Source organism: Pseudomonas sp. QTF5, from assembly GCF_000512695.2.
GTDB lineage: Bacteria > Pseudomonadota > Gammaproteobacteria > Pseudomonadales > Pseudomonadaceae > Aquipseudomonas.
In genome coordinates this window covers 45051-64526 of the sequence record NZ_AZRW02000008.1, presented here as the reverse complement: position 1 = coordinate 64526, position 19476 = coordinate 45051, and the positions used below count along the sequence as shown (strand labels likewise).

18 protein-coding genes are annotated in these 19476 nt (G+C 59.1%); 9 read left to right on the top strand and 9 right to left on the bottom strand.

Annotated elements, in window-relative coordinates; all coding sequences use genetic code 11:
- Positions 1 to 5: 5 nt before the first annotated feature.
- Entirely contained in the window at positions 6 to 1043 is a 1038-nt protein-coding gene (locus IC37_RS08830; RefSeq protein ID WP_030132485.1) for a histone deacetylase family protein, read from the bottom strand.
- A 90-nt stretch (positions 1044 to 1133) separates the two neighbouring features.
- Between IC37_RS08830 and IC37_RS08825 the strand changes: the two genes are divergently transcribed.
- Positions 1134 to 1397 (top strand): hypothetical protein, encoded by a 264-nt coding sequence (locus tag IC37_RS08825; RefSeq protein ID WP_030132484.1) that lies wholly within the window; start codon positions 1134 to 1136, stop codon positions 1395 to 1397.
- Here IC37_RS08825 and IC37_RS08820 read toward each other — a convergent pair.
- The 4 genes from IC37_RS08820 to aspA form a co-directional block, all read right to left on the bottom strand.
- Entirely contained in the window at positions 1387 to 2379 is a 993-nt protein-coding gene (locus tag IC37_RS08820) for an AraC family transcriptional regulator (protein ID WP_030132483.1), read from the bottom strand. The genes IC37_RS08825 and IC37_RS08820 overlap by 11 nt on opposite strands.
- A 271-nt stretch (positions 2380 to 2650) precedes the next feature.
- Positions 2651 to 3655, bottom strand: coding sequence for an asparaginase (locus IC37_RS08815; RefSeq protein ID WP_030132482.1), 1005 nt, complete (start codon positions 3653 to 3655; stop codon positions 2651 to 2653).
- Between the two features lie 205 nt (positions 3656 to 3860).
- Positions 3861 to 5312 carry a sodium:alanine symporter family protein gene (locus IC37_RS08810; RefSeq protein ID WP_030132481.1) on the bottom strand — a complete coding sequence of 484 codons (1452 nt, stop codon included), beginning with the start codon at positions 5310 to 5312 and terminating at the stop codon, positions 3861 to 3863.
- Positions 5313 to 5801: 489 nt separating this feature from the next.
- A complete protein-coding gene (gene aspA / locus IC37_RS08805; protein ID WP_030132480.1) occupies positions 5802 to 7226 on the bottom strand; it encodes an aspartate ammonia-lyase in 1425 nt (474 codons plus the stop codon).
- Positions 7227 to 7406: 180 nt separating this feature from the next.
- Between aspA and IC37_RS08800 the strand changes: the two genes are divergently transcribed.
- Entirely contained in the window at positions 7407 to 8318 is a 912-nt protein-coding gene (locus IC37_RS08800) for a LysR substrate-binding domain-containing protein (RefSeq protein WP_030132479.1), read from the top strand.
- Between the two features lie 29 nt (positions 8319 to 8347).
- Here the strand turns inward: IC37_RS08800 and IC37_RS08795 are convergent, their stop codons facing one another.
- Positions 8348 to 8923 carry a reprolysin-like metallopeptidase gene (locus IC37_RS08795; protein WP_030132478.1) on the bottom strand — a complete coding sequence of 192 codons (576 nt, stop codon included), beginning with the start codon at positions 8921 to 8923 and terminating at the stop codon, positions 8348 to 8350.
- Between the two features lie 64 nt (positions 8924 to 8987).
- Positions 8988 to 9578, bottom strand: coding sequence for a reprolysin-like metallopeptidase (locus tag IC37_RS08790; RefSeq protein WP_030132477.1), 591 nt, complete (start codon positions 9576 to 9578; stop codon positions 8988 to 8990).
- 379 nt (positions 9579 to 9957) lie between these two features.
- Between IC37_RS08790 and purE the strand changes: the two genes are divergently transcribed.
- The 4 genes from purE (at position 9958) to IC37_RS08770 (ending at position 12680) form a co-directional block, all read left to right on the top strand.
- Positions 9958 to 10449, top strand: coding sequence for a 5-(carboxyamino)imidazole ribonucleotide mutase (gene purE, locus IC37_RS08785; RefSeq protein WP_003196369.1), 492 nt, complete (start codon positions 9958 to 9960; stop codon positions 10447 to 10449).
- Positions 10450 to 10460: 11 nt separating this feature from the next.
- On the top strand, positions 10461 to 11543 hold the full coding sequence (locus tag IC37_RS08780; RefSeq protein WP_008007760.1) for a 5-(carboxyamino)imidazole ribonucleotide synthase: 1083 nt from the start codon (positions 10461 to 10463) through the stop codon (positions 11541 to 11543).
- 264 nt (positions 11544 to 11807) lie between these two features.
- Entirely contained in the window at positions 11808 to 12059 is a 252-nt protein-coding gene (locus IC37_RS08775) for a GlsB/YeaQ/YmgE family stress response membrane protein (protein ID WP_030132476.1), read from the top strand.
- An 84-nt stretch (positions 12060 to 12143) separates the two neighbouring features.
- A complete protein-coding gene (locus tag IC37_RS08770; RefSeq protein WP_030132475.1) occupies positions 12144 to 12680 on the top strand; it encodes a DUF3299 domain-containing protein in 537 nt (178 codons plus the stop codon).
- A gap of 36 nt (positions 12681 to 12716) precedes the next feature.
- On the opposite strand, the gene IC37_RS08765 is transcribed toward IC37_RS08770, so the two are convergent.
- Both IC37_RS08765 and IC37_RS08760 read right to left on the bottom strand, forming a co-directional pair.
- On the bottom strand, positions 12717 to 13616 hold the full coding sequence (locus tag IC37_RS08765) for a D-hexose-6-phosphate mutarotase (RefSeq protein WP_030132474.1): 900 nt from the start codon (positions 13614 to 13616) through the stop codon (positions 12717 to 12719).
- Positions 13617 to 13702: 86 nt separating this feature from the next.
- Positions 13703 to 14107 carry an acyl-CoA thioesterase gene (locus IC37_RS08760; RefSeq protein WP_007896491.1) on the bottom strand — a complete coding sequence of 135 codons (405 nt, stop codon included), beginning with the start codon at positions 14105 to 14107 and terminating at the stop codon, positions 13703 to 13705.
- A 367-nt stretch (positions 14108 to 14474) separates the two neighbouring features.
- Here IC37_RS08760 and IC37_RS08755 point away from each other — a divergent pair, with 367 nt between their 5' ends.
- The 3 genes from IC37_RS08755 to IC37_RS08745 all read left to right on the top strand — a co-directional run bounded on the left by IC37_RS08755 (position 14475) and on the right by IC37_RS08745 (position 19463).
- On the top strand, positions 14475 to 15773 hold the full coding sequence (locus IC37_RS08755; RefSeq protein WP_030132473.1) for an MFS transporter: 1299 nt from the start codon (positions 14475 to 14477) through the stop codon (positions 15771 to 15773).
- A gap of 158 nt (positions 15774 to 15931) precedes the next feature.
- Entirely contained in the window at positions 15932 to 16930 is a 999-nt protein-coding gene (locus IC37_RS08750) for a phosphate ABC transporter substrate-binding protein PstS (RefSeq protein WP_030132472.1), read from the top strand.
- Between the two features lie 499 nt (positions 16931 to 17429).
- Positions 17430 to 19463, top strand: coding sequence for an ABC transporter permease subunit (locus IC37_RS08745; protein ID WP_177409385.1), 2034 nt, complete (start codon positions 17430 to 17432; stop codon positions 19461 to 19463).
- The last annotated feature ends 13 nt before the right edge of the window (positions 19464 to 19476 follow it).

Genomic DNA, 19476 nt, shown 5'->3' with positions numbered 1-19476 from the left:
TTGTTCTAATTCCTCTGGGCGCTTTCAAAACCTTCGAGAACGTTCACGGCATTGATGCCGATTTCTTCGACCGCGTAACCGCCTTCCATCACGAACAGCGTTGGCTTGCCGAGGCCCGCGATGCGCGCGCCCATCGCCAGATAATCCGGGCTGTCGAGTTTGAATTGGGAGATTGGGTCGTCCTTGAATGTATCGACGCCCAGGGACACGACGATGATGTCGGCGCCGTACTTTTCGATCTCTTTGCAGGCCTGCTCCAGCGCCGCGCTCCAACTGTCCCAGCCTGACCCGGCGGGCAAAGGGTAGTTGAAGTTGAACCCTTCACCTGCGCCTTCACCGTGTTCGTCTTCGTAACCGAGGAAGAACGGAAACTCGGCTTCCGGGTGGCCATGGATCGAGGTGAACAGCACGTCGCTGCGCTCGTAGAAAATCGATTGGGTGCCGTTGCCGTGGTGGTAATCGACATCGAGGATCGCGACCTTTTTGTGGCCTTGATCGAGGAATGCCTGAGCGGCGATGGCGGCGTTGTTGAGGTAGCAATAACCGCCCATCAAATCGCTGGCGGCATGGTGTCCCGGTGGACGACACAAGGCGAAAGCACTGCGGGCTCCGCGCTGGATCACCGCTTGGGCCGTGAGGGCAACTTGTGCCGCGCTATACGCCGCTTGCCAGGTGCCGGCGGTAATCGGTGCGCTGCCGTCGAAGCTGTAATAGCCGAGCTGGCCGTGCAGGCTGGTGGGCATGATCCGGCGCAAGGTGCGGGCCGGCCAAGTGTAGGGCAGCAAGTCGCCGTCGGTATTGAATTCGGTCCAGCGTGCCCAGGCCCCTTTGAAGAAGTCGAGGTAATCGCGGCTGTGGATGCGCTTGATCGGCCCGAGACCGAAATCCTGCGGCGCCTCGACCGGGCCCAGATGGCGGTGCTGTACGCGTGCCAGCACATGGTCGGCCCGTGAAGGCATTTCGAAGCAGGGCATCAATTGCCCGTCCATCAATTCACAACGGCCGTGATGCAAGTGGTGATCGTCCGAGTAGATCGTCAGCATTCTTGTTCTCCGCAGGCTGATTCGGTTGCACACAGTCTTGCGGCGGGCGGCGTTTGGGAGAACGGCAGGAAAGGCCAAAAGGGGATCGATATGGCCAAAAGATTTGACCGAAATTCGCCCCTTATTGGCACGCCGACGCCCTCGAATGACGCACCTGACCCTGTAGGAGCGAGCGGTGCGGCGATCCGACTTGCCCGCGAAGCTTTTGGCGTTCTTGAGAATGCCTTCGCGAGCAAGCCCGCTCCCACAGTGGATGTGCGTCGTGCATCGATACTGTGTTCGCTGAAGGTCAAATGTGGGAGCGGGCTTGCTCGCGAAGACGGCCTGAAGAACGCCGCCATCCTCAAGGCCTGAACTGGCTCGGCGCCACGCCACTCCAGCGCACAAACGCATGTCGGAAGCTCGCGGTCTCGCTGAACCCCAGCGCCTCGGCAATCCGATAGATCGGCAGTTGATCTTCGCAGAGCATTCGCTTGGCCTGCTCGAAGCGCAACTCATCAAGCAGTTCCTGATAGCTGCAGCCCAGGTCCTTCAGATGTCGCCGCAGGGTGCGCGCCGAGCAATTCAACTGTTCAGCCAACCCATCCAGGCCCGGCGCCGCGTTGAGTTGTGCGGCGAGTAGTTGGCGGATACGCCCGAGCCAGGCCTGACGCCCGGTGAACTCGGTGTTTTGCTTTCGGCAGCGTTCAGCCATGGCCTGATGGGTGATGGCGTCCGCCAGAGGCAGGGGTTGTTCGAGCCAGCGTTTGTCGAAAGCGAAGGCATTGGACACAGCATCGAACTGCAAGGGGCAGTCGAAACGCTCGGCGTAGCGCGCCTGATAGTCCGGCGCCGGGTGTTCGAAGCGGGCGCCGAGTAGAGGCAGGGGGTGGCCGAGCAGGTCTTCGCAGGTGACTTTCATCGAGACCAGGCAAAACTCGACATTGAACGGCGCCAGCGCCGGATTTTCCCGATAGTCGCCCGCGGTGAGCCAGATGCGCTCGTCCTCTTCCTCCAGGCTCAACTCGAACAGTGTTCCCAATAGCGCCGGATAGTGCAGCGCCAGCCGCAAGGCGTCACCTAAAGTGGCGCTGGTGAGTAAGGCGTACCCGAGCATGCCGTAGGAAGAAACGTGCATCCGCCGGCCCAGTTCCAGGCCGATATCGCGGCGTAATGCGACGGCGTTGGCGCAAACCAGCATCTCCTGGTTGGTGGTGATGCGCGTGTCCGCCCGGCTCAGATCCGCCGCGCTGATGCCGCTGCCGGCCAGCAATGCTTCGCTGGACAGGCCTTCGGCCTTGAAGGTGTTGAGCACCAGGGAGACAGCGTTGAGGGTGGTGAGGTGGGAGTGGAGCATGGGTGCTTCCAGCCGTTAAGTAGCTGGAGGCGAGCAAGTTATATGCCCAACGACGATCCTGTGGAGCGGGCTTGCTCGCGAAAGCGGTATGTCAGGCGACATCGATGTTGACTGTGCCGCCGTCTTCGCGAGCAAGCCCGCTCCCACAGGTTCCGCACCTTAACTGACAGGTATTGGGGCTTGCCCGCGAAGGCGGCGGTACATCCAACATCAATGTGGCTGATCAACCGCTTTCGCGAGCAAGCCCGCTCCCACAAGGTTTTGTGTTGTGTCAGCTCAGTTCGCCGCCCAGGTCGAGTTCAACCAACTGCCGAACTTCAGCGGCTTCAAGCCCTGCGCCCAGTAGCCCATGCAACTTGCCAAACGCAGCCTCGCGAGTCATGCCGCCACCGGACAACACTCCGGCGTCACGCAAGCGGCTACCAGCCTCGTACACGTCAAGTTCGACGCCACCTTCATGACATTGTGTAACCGCGACCACCACCACATCTTTGTCCCGCGCCCGTTCCAGGCTGGCGAGAAACTCTGGGTTGTCGCTTGGCCCGGTACCGCTGCCATAACATTCCAGTACCAGACCCTGAATCCCGCTGTTGAGCAGGCCATCCAGTTGATCGGCACCGATGCCGGGGAACAGCGGCAGCACCGCGACCTTCGCCAGCTGTTTAGGCTGGTTGTAGTTCAGTCGCTCAGGTATCGAGGACGCTTTCACACCGCCGCCCTGACGCTCCAGCCGCTTGAACGGATGACGACCGAAACTGCGAACCTTGGCGCAACGGGTCGGGTCGAGCAGTTCGCCGTGGAAGTACAGATGAACGCCCGGTGCCAGGCCCTGGCCAAGAGCAACCAACGCACCGCTCAGGTTTTCCCAGGCATCACTGTCGGTCACGCCGGCCGGCAGCATGGAGCCGGTGAACACAACGCGGGCATGCAGGCCGAGCAGTTGAAAGCTCATGGCCGCGGCGCTATAGGCCAGGGTGTCGGTGCCATGCAGGATCAACACGCTGTCGCAGCCCTGGACATCAACGGCGTCGACCACGGCTTCACGCAGTTGCTGCCAGTAGGCAGGCGTCATGTTGGCGCTGTCGATCAGCGGCGACATCTCGCGAAAGCGCCACTGCGGCACCACCAGTTCAGGTTGGCTGTGCAGATACTCGCGCATCCGCGCTTCGAAACCGGACGCCGGCGCCAAGCCATGGGCACTGGCCTGCATGCCGATGGTGCCGCCGGTGTAGAGCACCATGACGTGCTGGGCAGCAGGAAAAGTCGAGGAATTCATGGAGGTTCTCCGAAAACGATGTGGGAGCGACGGTGCGACGATTCGACCTGCTCGCGATGGACCGGGGTCGCGTTCGACCGATGTGATCTCAAGCTCGAACCAAAACGGCAGCATCAAAAAAGCTGCCACAACATACGACCGAGCATGACGCCGGTCGCAAGCTGTGTCACGCCGGGCGCAGGGGATGCGCCCGGCTTTTTACCGATCAGCGTTGCGCTGCGGTCACGCCTTGCGGCTCGGCTGCGGCCGTAGGAGCGGCGGCTTGCGGATTGGCCGGCCAGGCTTTCAGGTCCAGGTCCAGATCCGGGAACTTGCTCGAATCGAACACCGGGGTCTTGATGCCGGCAGCGCGCTGGTCATCGTAGTCACGCAGGATGCGCATGCCGACCTTGAACAGCAGGAACAGCGCGATCAGGTTCACGAAGGCCAGCAGGGTCATGGTGATGTCGGCGAAGGCGAACACCGTGCCGAGGTTTTCGATGGCACCCCAGAAGATCAGTACCAGTACCAGCGCACGATAGGCGATCAGTGCCTTGCGGTTTTCGCCGATCATGAAGCGCAGGTTGTTCTCGCCCAGGTAGTAGTTGTAGAGGATCGAGGTGAACACGAACAACGCCAGCGCCACGGAAATGAACATCCGGCCCCATTCACCGACCACGGCGGCCAGGGAGTTCTGGGTCAGGGCAATGCCGTCGCCTTCGAAGCCCGGAGTGTAGAAGCCCGACAGCAGGATCAGCAACGCGGTGCAGGTGCAGATCACGAAGGTGTCGAGGAACACGCTGAACGCCTGAACCACGCCTTGCGCGACCGGGTGCTCGACCGAGGCCACGGCAGCCACGTTCGGTGCACTGCCCAGGCCCGCTTCGTTGGCGAACACGCCGCGCTTCACGCCCATGACGATAGCGCTGCCGATCAGACCGCCGAACGCCTGGTCCAGACCAAAGGCGCTTTTCACGATGGTCACCAACATGCCCGGAACGTGGTCGAACTGCAGCACGATCACATAGATGGTCACGCCGATGTACACCAGGGTTTTCACCGGGACCAGCAGGTCAGCAACCTTGGCGATCCGCTTGATACCGCCGATGAACACCAGACCCAGCAATGCCGCCAGGGCCAGGCCGGTATAGGTGGTGTCGAAGCCAAAGGCGTTGTTCAGCGAGTGGGTCACGGCATGGGCTTGCAGGCCGTTGAAGGCGAAGCCGAAGGTGATCAGCAGCAGGAAGGCCATGATCATGCCCAGCCAGCGTTTCTGCAGGCCGTGCTGAATGTAAAAGGACGGGCCGCCACGGAACTGGCCTTCGGAGTCGCAGCGCTTGTAGAGCTGGCCGAGGGAGCATTCGAAGAAGCTGCTGGACATGCCGACCAGCGCGGTCACCCACATCCAGAACACCGCACCGGGGCCACCAAGGGTCACGGCGATGCCGACACCGGCGATGTTGCCCGCACCGACGCGGCCGGCGAGGCTGAGCATCAGGGCCTGGAACGAGCTGAGTTGTTCGGAGCTGCTGCGCAAGCTGTCACGGAACACCGCGAACATGTGGAAGAAATGACGGAACTGAACGAAACGCGAGCGGATCGTGAAGTAGCTACCGAGCCCGACAATGAGCACGATCAGTACTTTCCCTGAGAGGAAGTCGTTGATGACTTCGAGCATGGAGTATTCCTCGCTATTTTTTGTGTGTGCGAATACTGGATGGTCCGACACATCGGGTTACACCGGATTGCGCGTGGCACAACAGGTGGGTCGAAGGTTCGTCCCCGTTCCATATCGCGGGTTTGTTATTAGTTCGGGTTTCGCATGGGTTTGGGCCTCGTTACCGACGACCGCTCACGCGAAGAGGGCCGGCACTATACATAGGAGAGTGCCTGCCGTCTGCACGGTTGTGGTGCAAGCGACGAAACGAGAGCTGCAAGATCTAAAAAATCGCAGCCTTCGGTAGCCTCTACAGGGGGTCTCAAACCCGGTAGGAGCTGCCGAAGGCTGCGATCTTGGCGGAACTGAAAATATTCAACATGTTTGGAAAATCCGCAAAAGGGTAAAAAAAAGGGCTTGAGGGAGTAGATCCCCAAGCCCTCAAAAGGTGAGAGGTGTCTAGTCCCTCGACCTGGTGAGCGTGCTCTTCATTGAAGAGCGAGCGTTTGGTTAAGCCTTCAGAGGCACCAGACGCGGAGCAATCATATTTTCCGGGCGCAGGATGTCGGCGAGCATTTCTTCGTCGAGCAAGCCTTCTTCGCGGACCAGTTCCAGCACGCCGCGGCCGCTTTCAAGAGCGATACGGGCAATGCGGGTGGCGTTTTCATAGCCGATGTACGGGTTCAGCGCGGTGACCAGGCCGATCGAGTGTTCGACCAGTTCACGGCAGCGCTCTTCGTTGGCGGTGATGCCGACGATGCAGTGCTCGCGCAGCATGTCCATGGCGCGTTGCAGCAGGCGGATCGAGTCGAAGATCTTGAAGGCGATCAGCGGCTCCATCACGTTCAGTTGCAACTGGCCGCCTTCGGCCGCGATGGTCAGGGCCAGGTCGTTGCCGATGATCTGGAACGCCACCTGGTTCACGGCTTCAGGGATAACCGGGTTGACCTTGCCTGGCATGATCGAGCTGCCTGGCTGACGCGCTGGCAGGTTGATTTCGTTGATGCCGGTGCGTGGGCCGCTGGACAGCAGGCGCAGGTCGTTGCAGATCTTCGACAGCTTGACCGCGGTGCGCTTGAGCATGCCGGAGAACAGCACGAAGGCGCCCATGTCGGAGGTGGCTTCGATCAGGTCGGCGGCCGGCACCAGCGGTTGACCGCTGATGGTTGCCAGACGCTGAACGGCCAGGGCCTGGTAACGCGGGTCGGCGTTGATGCCGGTACCGATCGCGGTGCCGCCCAGGTTCACTTCGGTCAGCAGCTCCGGTGCCAGGGTCTTCAGGCGCGCCAGGTCTTCGCTCAGGGTAGTGGCGAAGGCGCGGAACTCCTGGCCCAGGGTCATCGGCACGGCGTCTTGCAGTTGGGTACGACCCATCTTCAGAACGTGGCTGAATTCTTCACCTTTGGCGGCGAACGACTGGATCAGGCTGTCGAGGCTGGCCAACAGTGCATCGTGACCCAGCAGCAGACCCAGACGGATCGCGGTCGGGTAGGCGTCGTTGGTCGACTGCGCCATGTTCACGTCGTTGTTCGGGTGCAGGTACTGGTATTCGCCCTTGCTGTGGCCCATGGCCTCCAGCGCGATGTTGGCGATGACTTCGTTGGCATTCATGTTGGTTGAAGTGCCAGCGCCGCCTTGAATCATGTCCACCACGAATTCTTCGTGGAAATCGCCGCGGATCAATCGGGCACAGGCTTCGCTGATGGCAGCGTGCTTGGCTTCGCTCAGGTGACCCAACTCGCGGTTGGCGTCAGCGGCGGCCTGTTTGACCATTGCCAGACCGACAACCAGTTTCGGGTAATGCGAAATCGGAACGCCGGAGAGGCGGAAGTTATTCACCGCTCGCAGGGTCTGGATGCCGTAATACGCTTGAGCAGGTACTTCGAGTACGCCAAGCAGGTCTTTTTCTGTGCGGAAAGATGCAGCGGAAGACATGATAGAAATCATCTCGATATGGACCCGGTCTGTGCCGGAACGCTGCAAATGCTAGGCTGGTGAACTATTTTGGGCCAATGCTGTTAAACACTAGCCTATGCACATTCGGCATAATGTCCGTGTGACGCCGCGTGTTCGGCGAGCGTGTGACCTAAATTGGTGCGTGTCCGGGAGGGCGTGATGAATCTGGAAAGCAAATGGCTCGAGGACTTTAGTGCTCTGGCGGCCACCCGCAGCTTCTCCCAGGCGGCGGAACGACGCTTCGTGACCCAGCCTGCATTCAGTCGGCGAATCCGCAGCCTCGAAGCCGCGCTGGGCCTGACACTGGTCAATCGCTCCCGCACCCCGGTCGAGCTGACGGCGGCGGGGCAGTTATTTCTAGTCACTGCGCGAACCGTGGTCGAACAGCTGGGCGAAGTGCTGCGCCACCTTCATCATCTGGAAGGCGGGCAGGGCGAGGTGATTCAGGTTTCCGCCGCTCACTCCCTGGCGTTGGGTTTCTTCCCGCGCTGGATCGCGCAGTTGCGTAACGAAGGGCTGAACATCGCGACGCGACTGGTGGCCACCAACGTCGGCGATGCGGTGCATGCATTGCGTGAAGGCGGCTGCGATCTGATGCTGGCGTTTTACGACCCGGATGCGGCCATGCAAATGGACCCGGAAATTTTCCCGTCGCTGCATCTGGGGGACACCGAAATGCTTCCGGTCTGCGCCGCCGATGCCGATGGCAAACCCTTGTTCGACCTGGAAGGCGAGGCCAGCGTGCCGTTGTTGGCCTACAGCGCCGGGGCATTTCTGGGGCGCTCGGTCAACATGCTCCTGCGTCAACGAGCGCTGCGATTCACCACCATTTATGAGACCGCCATGGCTGACAGCCTCAAAAGCATGGCACTGGAAGGATTGGGTATCGCCTGGGTGCCGCAGCTCAGTGTCCGCGCCGAGCTGGCTCGGGGTGAACTGGTGATCTGCGGCGGCCCGCAATGGCACGTGCCACTGGAGATTCGTCTCTATCGCTGTGCACTGGTGCGCAAGGCGAATGTGCGGTTGTTGTGGCGCAAGTTAGAGGGCAGCGCGGCGAGCCCGGCTTCCTGATGGAGTCATGTCGCCGTGAGAGGACGCGCTTACGGAAATTGGTTGAGATGATTGCGAATGTTGTCTTTGTTTTTGTCGCTGAAACGATAAACGTTGCCACGAAACGGGGAGAAATTGTCGGTACTCATGATTGTGTCGTTCCACCAGCCATCGTAGGCAACTTCACTGTCTTCGTGAGTCGCGCCAAACATGTGACCGATTTCATGTGCGGCGTTACGGTAAGAGGTGATCGCTGCAATGCCGCAGTGGCCTGTCATCGTGGCGATGCCACGGACCGAGTTATTAATGTTATACCGGGTCAACAGGAGAAACTTGTTGATATTCAAATCGTAGGGTTTGGTCAAGGACGCTTCATATAACAAGCCGCTTATCTGGTCTGTCCATGTACGAAGCGCGGCGACTTCATTCTCGTTCCGGTAGTCGAAGCTCGTCAGTTCCGGTGCCCTGTTTTTTTCGAGCATGATGATGGCAACGTCTCGTCCCGAGATTTCCTCAAGTTCGGGAATAAGCCATGCCAGGTGATTGTCATACAACGTGTTTCTGTTGTAATCCGCAAGGTCGTCGTGAACGAAGACCATGACGAGGAGAGGTTTTTTACTGTGCATATGAATTCCTGTTCAATTAATGTTCCTTAATTCGATCTGAAGTTTTTTATCCTTAAGTTTGCTCTTAAGGGAGCCGACTGAGGTACTGGCGAATGTTGTCCCTGTTTTTGTCGCTGAAACGATAAGCGTTGCCCCGTAGTGGTGTGAACGGATCCGCCAGCATGATGGAGTCGTGCCACCAACCGTCATAGACGACTTCACTGTCCTCGTGAGTCGCCCCCAGCATGTGACCGATTTCATGTGCTGGTGCCTGGGTAAATGTCGTAGCTGCAATGGCGCAGTGGCCTTTAATAGCGGCTACACCGGCTTGAAGTCCAAGTACACCGCCTGCTTTTTCATGCATGTTGTTTCGGGTTAACAAGATGAATTTGATGAGATTCCGGTCAAAATTTTGATTCTTTGACATTTCGGTGTACGCGTCGTGAAGCCTGTCTCTCCAACCCAGCAGCGCGGCCATTTCATCTTCGTTCTTATAGTTATATCCGGACAGGTCAGGAGCGTCGCCCGGTTCGGACATATTGATCAAGACTTCGCGTTGCGAAACAAATTCAAGTTCGGTTTTTAGCCAGGCAAAATGATCAGCGTACAGCTTGTCTTTATGATGCTTCTTAAGGTCGTCGTGAATAATGACCATAATTACAATTGGTTTTTTCATGCTATTTGAACTTCCGTGTTCGGGTGACTTGATTGAACTTGGACGATATATAGCTTGCGAAGTTATGGCAATTGATCGGTTGTGTTATTTTATGTTCTTGGTTTTACAAGTTGTGGCTGGAAAACACTTGCAGCGGTTTATGCCTATTGAATGTAATATTCGCAGCATGGGCAATAAGCTAACTCGCAGGTCAACAACTCAATTCCTGGTTTCCATGACGGATGGTCGTCACAGGGGCTGTTTATCTGCCTCATTGAGGTATACTGCGCGGCCTTCGGCCGGTTCGTCCGGCCATTTTTCGTACAATCAAGCCACGCATTCTGCGTGGCTTGTTGTTTTTTGACGCGCCTGCGGGCGCCCAGAGAGAAGAGGCACGACGATGAGTGCACTGGTTGGCGTGATCATGGGCTCCAAGTCCGATTGGTCCACCCTTAGCCACACCGCCGATATGCTGGAAAAGCTCGGCATCCCTTACGAGGTGAAAGTGGTCTCTGCCCACCGCACCCCGGACCTGCTGTTCCAGTATGCCGAAGAGGCCGAGGCCCGTGGCATCGAGGTGATCATCGCCGGTGCTGGCGGCGCGGCCCACCTGCCAGGCATGTGTGCGGCCAAGACCCACCTGCCGGTGCTGGGCGTGCCGGTGCAGTCGTCGATGCTCTCGGGCGTCGATTCGCTGCTGTCTATCGTGCAAATGCCTGCAGGCATTCCGGTTGCCACCCTGGCCATCGGCAAGGCCGGCGCGATCAACGCAGCGCTGCTCTCGGCGAGCATCCTGGGCGCCAAGCATCCGCAATTTCATACTGTGTTGAAGAAATTCCGCGCTGAGCAGACAGACAGCGTCCTGGACAATCCAGACCCACGCATCGCCTGAGGTTGTTGACGATGAAAATCGGTGTAATCGGTGGCGGCCAGTTGGGTCGCATGTTGGCGCTGGCGGGCACTCCGCTGGGCATGAACTTCGCTTTCCTGGACCCGGCGCCGGATGCTTGCGCAGCTGCGTTGGGCGAACATCTGCGGGCCGATTATGGCGATCAGGATCACCTGCGTCAGTTGGCCGATGAAGTCGATCTGGTGACCTTCGAGTTCGAAAGCGTCCCGGCCGAAACCGTGGCATTCCTGTCGCAATTCGTCCCGGTGTACCCGAGCGCCGAAGCGCTGCGCATCGCTCGCGATCGCTGGTTCGAGAAGAGCATGTTCAAGGACCTGGGGATTCCAACTCCCGCGTTCGCCGACATCCAGTCGCAAGCCGATCTGGACGCAGCCGTGGCTTCCATCGGTCTGCCGGCCGTGCTGAAAACCCGCACCCTGGGTTACGACGGCAAGGGCCAGAAAGTCCTGCGCAAGCCTGAAGACGTGGTCGGCACTTTCGCCGAGCTGGGCAGCGTTGCCTGCCTGCTGGAAGGTTTCGTGCCGTTCACTGGCGAAGTCTCGCTGATTGCCGTGCGTGCTCGCGATGGCGAAACCAGGTTCTATCCGCTGGTTCACAACACCCACGACAGCGGCATTCTCAAGCTGTCCGTGGCCAGCACCGACCACCCGTTGCAAGCGTTGGCTGAAGATTACTCCAGCCGGGTGCTCAAGCAGCTGGAGTACGTCGGCGTGATGGCGTTCGAGTTCTTCGAAGTCGACGGCGGCCTCAAGGCCAACGAAATCGCCCCGCGCGTACACAACTCCGGGCATTGGACCACTGAAGGCGCCGAGTGCAGCCAGTTCGAAAACCACCTGCGGGCCGTCGCCGGTTTGCCGCTGGGTTCGACGGCCAAGGTCGGCGAGAGCGCGATGCTCAACTTCATCGGTGTCGTGCCGCCAGTAGAAAAAGTGATCGCGATCGACGACTGCCATCTGCATCACTACGGCAAGGCCTTCAAGGTCGGCCGCAAGGTCGGTCACGCCAATCTGCGCTGTGCAGACCGTGAGACGTTGGCTGCGCAGATCCTCAAGGTCGAAGCGCTCATCGCCGAATAGTTTCATGTGGCGGCGGCGGAACCTTCAGGGGCCGCCGTTCTCTGATGGCAGGATGCCAAAGTCTGTCTAGGCTTCGGCTAGGTGTCCTGTCTCACCAATACTGTTCCTTTTTGACAGCGTCTGTTGCCGTCATGCTGCGTTGCCGCTCCTCGCCATAGCGCGCTATGACTCGTCGCGGCGCCTTGCCTGACGACAACAGCCACTCGTCAAAAGAGGAACGTATTGGTGAGACAGGACACACCAAATCATTCAGAGGGAAATGCCATGGGAATTATCGGAACCATCTTTATCGGTTTGATCGTCGGCCTGCTGGCTCGGTTTTTGAAACCGGGCGATGACAGCATGGGCTGGATCATGACCATCCTGCTCGGTATCGGCGGTTCGCTGGCGGCCACTTACGGCGGCCAGGCCCTGGGCATTTACCGCGCTGGCGAAGGCGCAGGTTTCATCGGTGCGCTGTTGGGCGCGGTGGTATTGCTGGTGATCTACGGCCTGATCAAAAAAAGAACTAATTGAAGCGACAAAGCCCTCTCTGCGCCATCGCCGGAGAGGGCTAGAATGCTCGGCGTTGCATCGTCCTTTCTTTTGCCGAGCACTTTCATGCGCCGTCTTCTGTTGACTCTTCTCTTCCTGGGCAGTGGTTTGGCCCATGCCGGCGAACTGCCGGAAACCGACTGGCTCGAACTGATGCCCAAGTCGGACCAGAAAGCCCTCGAGGCCATGCCCGAAATCGATCACAACTCCCCGGAAGCCAATGGCACCTTTACCCAAAAGGGTGGCATGAAGCAGAGCAAGGGCTTGCCGGCGGTGATGTACTCGACCAAAACCGTGCCGTCGATGAACGACAAACACATCCGCATTGGCGGTTATCCGGTACCGCTAGAATCCGACGCCAAAGGCCGCAGCACGTTGTTCTTCCTTGTGCCGTATCCGGGCGCTTGCATCCACGTGCCGCCACCGCCACCTAACCAGTTGGTGCTGGTGCGTTATCCAAAAGGCTTGAAGCTGAATGACATCTACACACCGCTGTGGGTGACTGGCACGTTGAAGATCGAGACGGTCAACAACGACCTGGCGGATGCGGCTTATGCGCTGGATGCAGCGCAGGTGCGGGTGGTCAAAGAGTCGGATTTGTAACGCGCCAGTCAGCCTGGCACAGATCAAAATGTGGTGTTAAAGGGATTTGCTGGCGATGCTCACGCCCAGGGTATGACTCGCCCCCGGTGCCAGCGTCACCACATCGTCCATCACATTCGCCGTTTCAATGCACAGCATGCGCTGCCAGCCATCGTCGGCCATGTCGCTAAACGCCGCCGCACGGTCAATCCAAGGGTTCCAGATCACTGCCGAACGCGAACCACTGCTGGTCAGTTCGATGCGTCGCTCCCAGTGCGGGTCAACGATGCTCAGCTTCGGCGGGGTATTGAGATAGATGCGGTCGGTCTCCCCGGCAAAACGCAAATCACCGGTCTGGGTGACGGTTTTCCAGTCGTCCAGGGTTTCGATATAGCTCAAGCCCTTCAGCCCTTCAACGTGTACGTTGCGCACATCGCTGACCGCGAAATAGCTATGCAGTGCCTGGCTGATCGTGACGTGTTTGGCACCCTTGTTTTCGCTCGTCAGGTTGATATGCAACTGCTCATCCAGACGAATGCTCAGTTTCAAGTCCACCTGATGCGGCCATCCCGGCAGACCGTTTTCGGGGTAGGGCAGGACGAATTCCACCTTCAGGCTTTCGCCCTCAGCTTCGATGCCACCCAGTTCCCAGTCCATCGCCCGCACCAGACCATGGGCGCTCGGCGGTTCCTGGCTGTCGCACATGGCCTGGACACTCTGCGGGTTGCGCGACAGGTTGCCGAACCATGGCCAGCACACCGGCACGCCGGCACGGATGCTTTTGCCGGCCTTGAACACCGCCTCGTCGTTGAGCCAGATCAGCGGCGGTTCGCCGGCCAGTTGATAACTGAGGATGTGTGCGCCTTGCTGGGCCACCAGCAATTCGGCCTGACCGTGGCGGATGCGCCAGCAGTTCAGTTCATCCAGTTTCACGGCTTCAACGTTGGGCGTGCTCATGGGGCAACTCTCAATCAGGAACAATGACTGCAATGGACCGCAAAACGGTCGCCGGGTTTAACGCGCCGTTTTTTACCAGCTCCGGTTTAACGAGCTCTAGGCGGAACCGAGCGGGTGCGGCCGCTGCCGTCGATGGCGACGAACACGAAGACGGCTTCGGTGACTTTACGCCATTCGCTGGACAGTGGATCGTCGCTCCAGACTTCGACCATCATCTGAATCGAGCTGCGGCCGATTTCCAGGGCCTGGGTATAGAAGGAGAGCTGAGCGCCCACCGCTACCGGCACCAGGAACGCCATGCGATCGATCGCCACGGTGGCCACGCGACCACCGGCCACCTTGCTGGCCATTGCGGTGCCAGCCAAATCCATCTGCGCCACCAGCCAGCCGCCGAAAATATCGCCAAAGCCATTGGTTTCGCGCGGAAGCGCGGTGATTTGCAGGGCCAGGTCGCCTTGCGGGATTGGATCTTCTTGTTCGAGCTCTATCATGCCGGGGGTGCCTCTGACCCGTGACTCTTCATTGGTACTTCAGGTTGAATAGCCGTCTCCAGGAAAAACGATTCAGCCCCGAACATACTACGTTCGTCACGTTTTTCGTAAGGCGCCTAAAGGGAAACTCTGCGAAATCGGCTGGCGGATACCAACGACGGTTTCGCACAGCAACCCCTTACAAGCCGTTGCAATGTTGCGAGTATATCGATCGGTAGACTCCGAGACGACCGTCCGGTTCTCATTTTGACCGTCAAATACGCACCTCTATGTGCTTTTTCGAACAATTTGCTATCGTGCCGAACCTGCCCAAGCCTCTGCCAGCGTTGTTGAGGTTGCAGATCCGACTATAAGAGAAGCCCTTGCCATGACCACAGCGCCCTCGAGCATCGCGCAGCCCACCCAATCCGCACGTCCGCTGACCCGCAACGACTATAAGACGCTATCGCTGTCTGCCTTGGGCGGCGCGCTGGAGTTTTACGACTTCATCATTTTCGTATTCTTCGCCACGGTGGTCGGCAAACTGTTCTTCCCCGCCGACATGCCCGAGTGGCTGCGCCTGATGCAGACGTTCGGCATCTTCGCCGCCGGCTACCTGGCGCGGCCGTTGGGCGGTATCGTCATGGCGCACTTCGGTGACCTGCTGGGACGCAAGAAGATGTTCACCTTGAGCATTTTCATGATGGCGGTGCCGACCCTGATCATGGGCTTGCTGCCGACTTATGCGCAGATCGGTATGTGGGCGCCGATCCTGTTGCTGCTGATGCGGGTGATTCAGGGCGCGGCGATTGGCGGTGAAGTGCCGGGGGCCTGGGTATTCGTTTCCGAACACGTGCCGCAGCGGCACATCGGTTATGCCTGTGGCACGCTGACCAGCGGTCTGACCGCCGGTATTCTTTTGGGCTCGCTGGTCGCCACCGCCATTAACAGTATTTACACGCCGGTTGAAGTCTCGGATTACGCCTGGCGGATCCCGTTCCTGCTGGGCGGTGTGTTTGGCCTGTTTTCGGTTTATCTGCGCCGCTGGCTGCACGAAACCCCGGTGTTCGCCGAACTGCAATTGCGCAAAGCGCTGGCCGAAGAAGTGCCGCTGCGCGCGGTGTTGCGTGACCATCGCGGTGCGATTCTGATTTCCATGCTGCTGACTTGGCTGCTGTCCGCCGGCATTATCGTGGTCATTCTCATGACCCCGACCGTGCTGCAGACCGTTTACCACTTCGCGCCGACTACCGCGTTGCAGGCCAATAGCCTGGCCATCGTGTTCCTCAGCCTGGGCTGCGTGGCCTCCGGGGCATTGGCTGACCGCTTCGGCGCGGGCCGGGTGTTCGTGTTCGGTAGCGGCTTGCTGCTGCTGACGTCGTGGACCTTCTATCACAGCCTGTTCAACCACCCCGACTGGCTGTTCCCGATGTATGCGCTGACCGGTTTGCTGGTCGGTACTATCGGTGCGGTGCCGTACGTGATGGTCAAGGCCTTCCCGGCGGTGGTGCGCTTCAGCGGGTTGTCGTTTTCCTACAACCTGGCTTACGCCGTCTTTGGCGGCCTGACCCCGATGGTTGTTACTCTGCTGCTGAAGGAAAGCCCGATGGGGCCGGCTTATTACGTGGCGATTATTTGTGGTGTCGGGATTGTGGTGGGTGGGTATCTCTGGAAGAAGGGTCGCTAAGCCGACGCTTTCATCGACTGCACCGGCGCCATCGCGAGCAGGCTTGTAAAACCAAATACTGGCCTTTCATCCAATTGTCATATTTCAGCCATAGAGTGTTCACACGGCCTGCTGATACTTGGCCCCGACTTAACACACCTATCTGCTAGGAGTAAGGCATGAAACTGAAGCGTTTGATGGCGGCAATGACTTTTGTCGCTGCTGGCGTTGCGACTGCGAACGCGGTTGCCGCTGTTGACCCGTCGATCCCGAGCTACACCAAGACCACTGGTGTGTCGGGCAACCTGTCCAGCGTCGGCTCCGATACCCTGGCTAACCTCATGACCCTGTGGGCTGAGAACTACAAGAAAGAATACCCGAACGTAAACATCCAGATTCAGGCTGCCGGTTCTTCTACCGCGCCACCTGCGCTGACTGAAGGCACCGCTAACCTGGGCCCGATGAGCCGCAAGATGAAGGACAACGAGCTGCAAGCCTTCGAAACCAAGTACGGCTACAAGCCAACCGCTATCCCGGTTGCTGTGGATGCCTTGGCGGTGTTCGTACACAAAGACAACCCGATCCAGCACCTGACCATGGAACAGGTCGATGCGATCTTCTCCTCGACACGTCTGTGCGGCGCTAAAACCGATGTGAAAACCTGGGGCGATCTGGGTGTGACCGGCGACCTGGCCAACAAGCCGGTGCAACTGTTCGGTCGTAACTCGGTATCCGGCACTTACGGCTACTTCAAAGAAGAAGCCCTGTGCAAAGGCGACTTCAAGCCAAACGTCAACGAACAACCAGGTTCGGCTTCGGTCGTGCAATCGATCAGCTCCTCGCTGAACGGCGTCGGTTACTCGGGCATCGGCTACAAGACTGCCAGTGTGAAAACCGTGGCCCTGGCCAAGAAAGGCAGCACCGAGTTCGTTGAAGACACCGAAGAAAACGCCCTGAACGGCAAGTATCCGCTGTCGCGTTTCCTCTACGTTTACGTCAACAAGGCCCCGAACAAGCCTCTGGCCCCGCTGGAAGCCGAGTTCGTGAAACTGATTCTGTCCAAACAGGGTCAGGAAGTGGTTGTGAAAGACGGCTACATCCCGCTGCCAGCCAAGGTTGCTGCAAAAGCACTGGCTGACCTGGGTCTGCAAGAAGGCGGTAACGTCGCAAAAAAGTAAAACCGTAGGTCCGGGCTAAACCCGGACCTGTAGGAGCGAGGCTTGCCCGCGAAGGGATCGCCTCGTTTTCAAGGGAGAACCGAGGCGATGCCTTCGCGAGCAAGCTTCGCTCCTACAAAGGCTCAGGGTTGCCACGCTGGCAACCCGGCCCTCCCAAATTTTCGATCCACTGCCAGTTCCCACAGGCGGCGGATTTGTTGCGTCACTGCATTGTCATCTTTCTGTCATACAGGATCGCTAGGGTGTGCGAATGAATGATCTGGCCAACTCCACCATGACTACAAATCCCCCCAAGCGAATTGACTTCAATACGCCTGAGCTGCAACGCAAGCGCCGTATTCGTGCGCTGAAAGATCGCCTGACCCGCTGGTACGTCCTCGTCGGCGGCCTCGCCGTTCTGGGCGCAATCACCCTGATCTTTTTCTTCCTCGGTTACGTCGTTGCGCCGCTGTTCCAGGGTGCTGACCTGACCGCCAAAGACGCCATCACGCCCGCCTGGATGCAAGACGCCGGCAAGCCGCTGATGATCTCCCTCGAAGAGCAGAACCAGGTCGCCATGCGGGTTTCCGACAAGGGCCAGGCATTGTTCTTTGATATCGACACTGGCGCCGAGCTGCGCCGCGTCGACCTGCCGATTCCAGCCGGCACCAGCGTGACCTCCATCGGTGAAGATCAACCTGGCCAGCCATTGGTGGCGGTGGGTTTGTCCAACGGTCAGGCACTGGTGTTCCGTCACACGTATAAAGTCAGCTATCCGGACGGCAAGAAAACCATCTCGCCGGCCATCGAATACCCGTACGGCGAAACGCCAATCGTGCTGAACGAGGCGGGCGGCGCTCTGGAGCACGTCAGCCTCAACGCTGCCGATTCGACCCTGCTGCTGGCCGGCTCCACAGCCGCGCAGTTGCATGTCCTGTCGCTGACCAGCGAAGAAAACATGATGACCGGCGAAGTCACCAACGAGCAGAAGCGCGTTGAGCTGCCGCAAATGACCGAGCCGGTGAAGAACATCTTCATCGACCCGCGTCAGCAGTGGTTGTATGTGGTCAATGGTCGCGCTCAGGCCGATGTTTTCAGTCTGCGCGACAAGAGCCTTAACGGGCGCTACAAGTTGCTTGAAGACGGTAATGCCGAAGTAACCGCTATTACACAACTGTTGGGCGGCATCTCACTGATCGTCGGTGACTCCAAGGGCGGTCTCGCCCAATGGTTCATGGCTCGCGACCCGGATGGCGAGCAGCGTCTGAAGCAGATTCGTACCTTCCAGATGGGCTCTGAGCCGATCGTTGAAATCACCGCCGAAGAACGTCGTAAAGGCTTCGTTGCCCTCGATGCGTCCGGCAAACTCGGCGTGTTCCACAGCACCGCTCACCGCACTTTGCTGGTAGACCAGGTGGTCGACGGCCAAGGCCTTTTCGGCATGTCGCCACGGGCCAACCGCGTGATCGTGGAGCAGGGCGGCAAGCTGCAACCGTTGCTGCTCGACAACCCGCACCCGGAAGTCTCGTGGAGCGCGTTGTGGAGCAAGGTCTGGTACGAGAACTACGACGAGCCTAAATACGTCTGGCAGTCGACCGCGGCCAACACCGACTTCGAACCCAAACTGAGCCTCTCGCCGCTGACCTTCGGTACCCTGAAAGCTGCGTTCTACGCGATGCTGCTGGCCGCGCCACTGGCCGTGGCCGCCGCGATCTACACCGCGTACTTCATGGCTCCGGGCATGCGTCGCAAGGTCAAGCCGGTGATCGAGCTGATGGAAGCGATGCCGACGGTGATCCTCGGCTTCTTCGCCGGCCTGTTCCTCGCACCTTATGTCGAAGGGCATTTGCCCGGCATCTTCAGTCTGCTGATGCTCCTGCCGATCGGCATTCTGGTGGCGGGTTTCGTCTTCAGTCGCCTGCCTGAGTCCATCCGCCTGAAAGTGCCGGACGGCTGGGAAAGCGCGATCCTGATCCCGGTGATTCTGTTTGTGGGCTGGTTGTCGCTGTACATGAGCCCGTACATGGAAACCTGGTTCTTCGGCGGCGACATGCGCATGTGGATCTCCCACGATCTGGGCATTACCTACGACCAGCGCAACGCTCTGGTGGTTGGTCTGGCCATGGGTTTCGCGGTGATTCCCAACATCTACTCGATCGCCGAAGACGCCGTGTTCAGCGTGCCTCGTGGCCTGACCCTGGGCTCCCTGGCCCTCGGTGCCACGCCGTGGCAGACCATGACTCGCGTGGTGATCCTCACCGCCAGCCCGGGCATCTTCTCGGCACTGATGATCGGCATGGGCCGTGCGGTCGGTGAAACCATGATCGTGCTGATGGCCACCGGTAACACCCCGGTCATGGAAATGAACCTGTTCGAAGGCCTGCGCACCCTGGCGGCCAACGTCGCAGTGGAAATGCCCGAATCGGAAGTTGGCGGCAGCCACTACCGCGTGCTGTTCCTCTCGGCGCTGGTGCTGCTGTTGTTCACCTTCGTCATGAACACCCTCGCGGAACTGATTCGTCAGCGTCTGCGCAAGAAATACTCGTCGCTTTAAGAAAGGTAGAAGT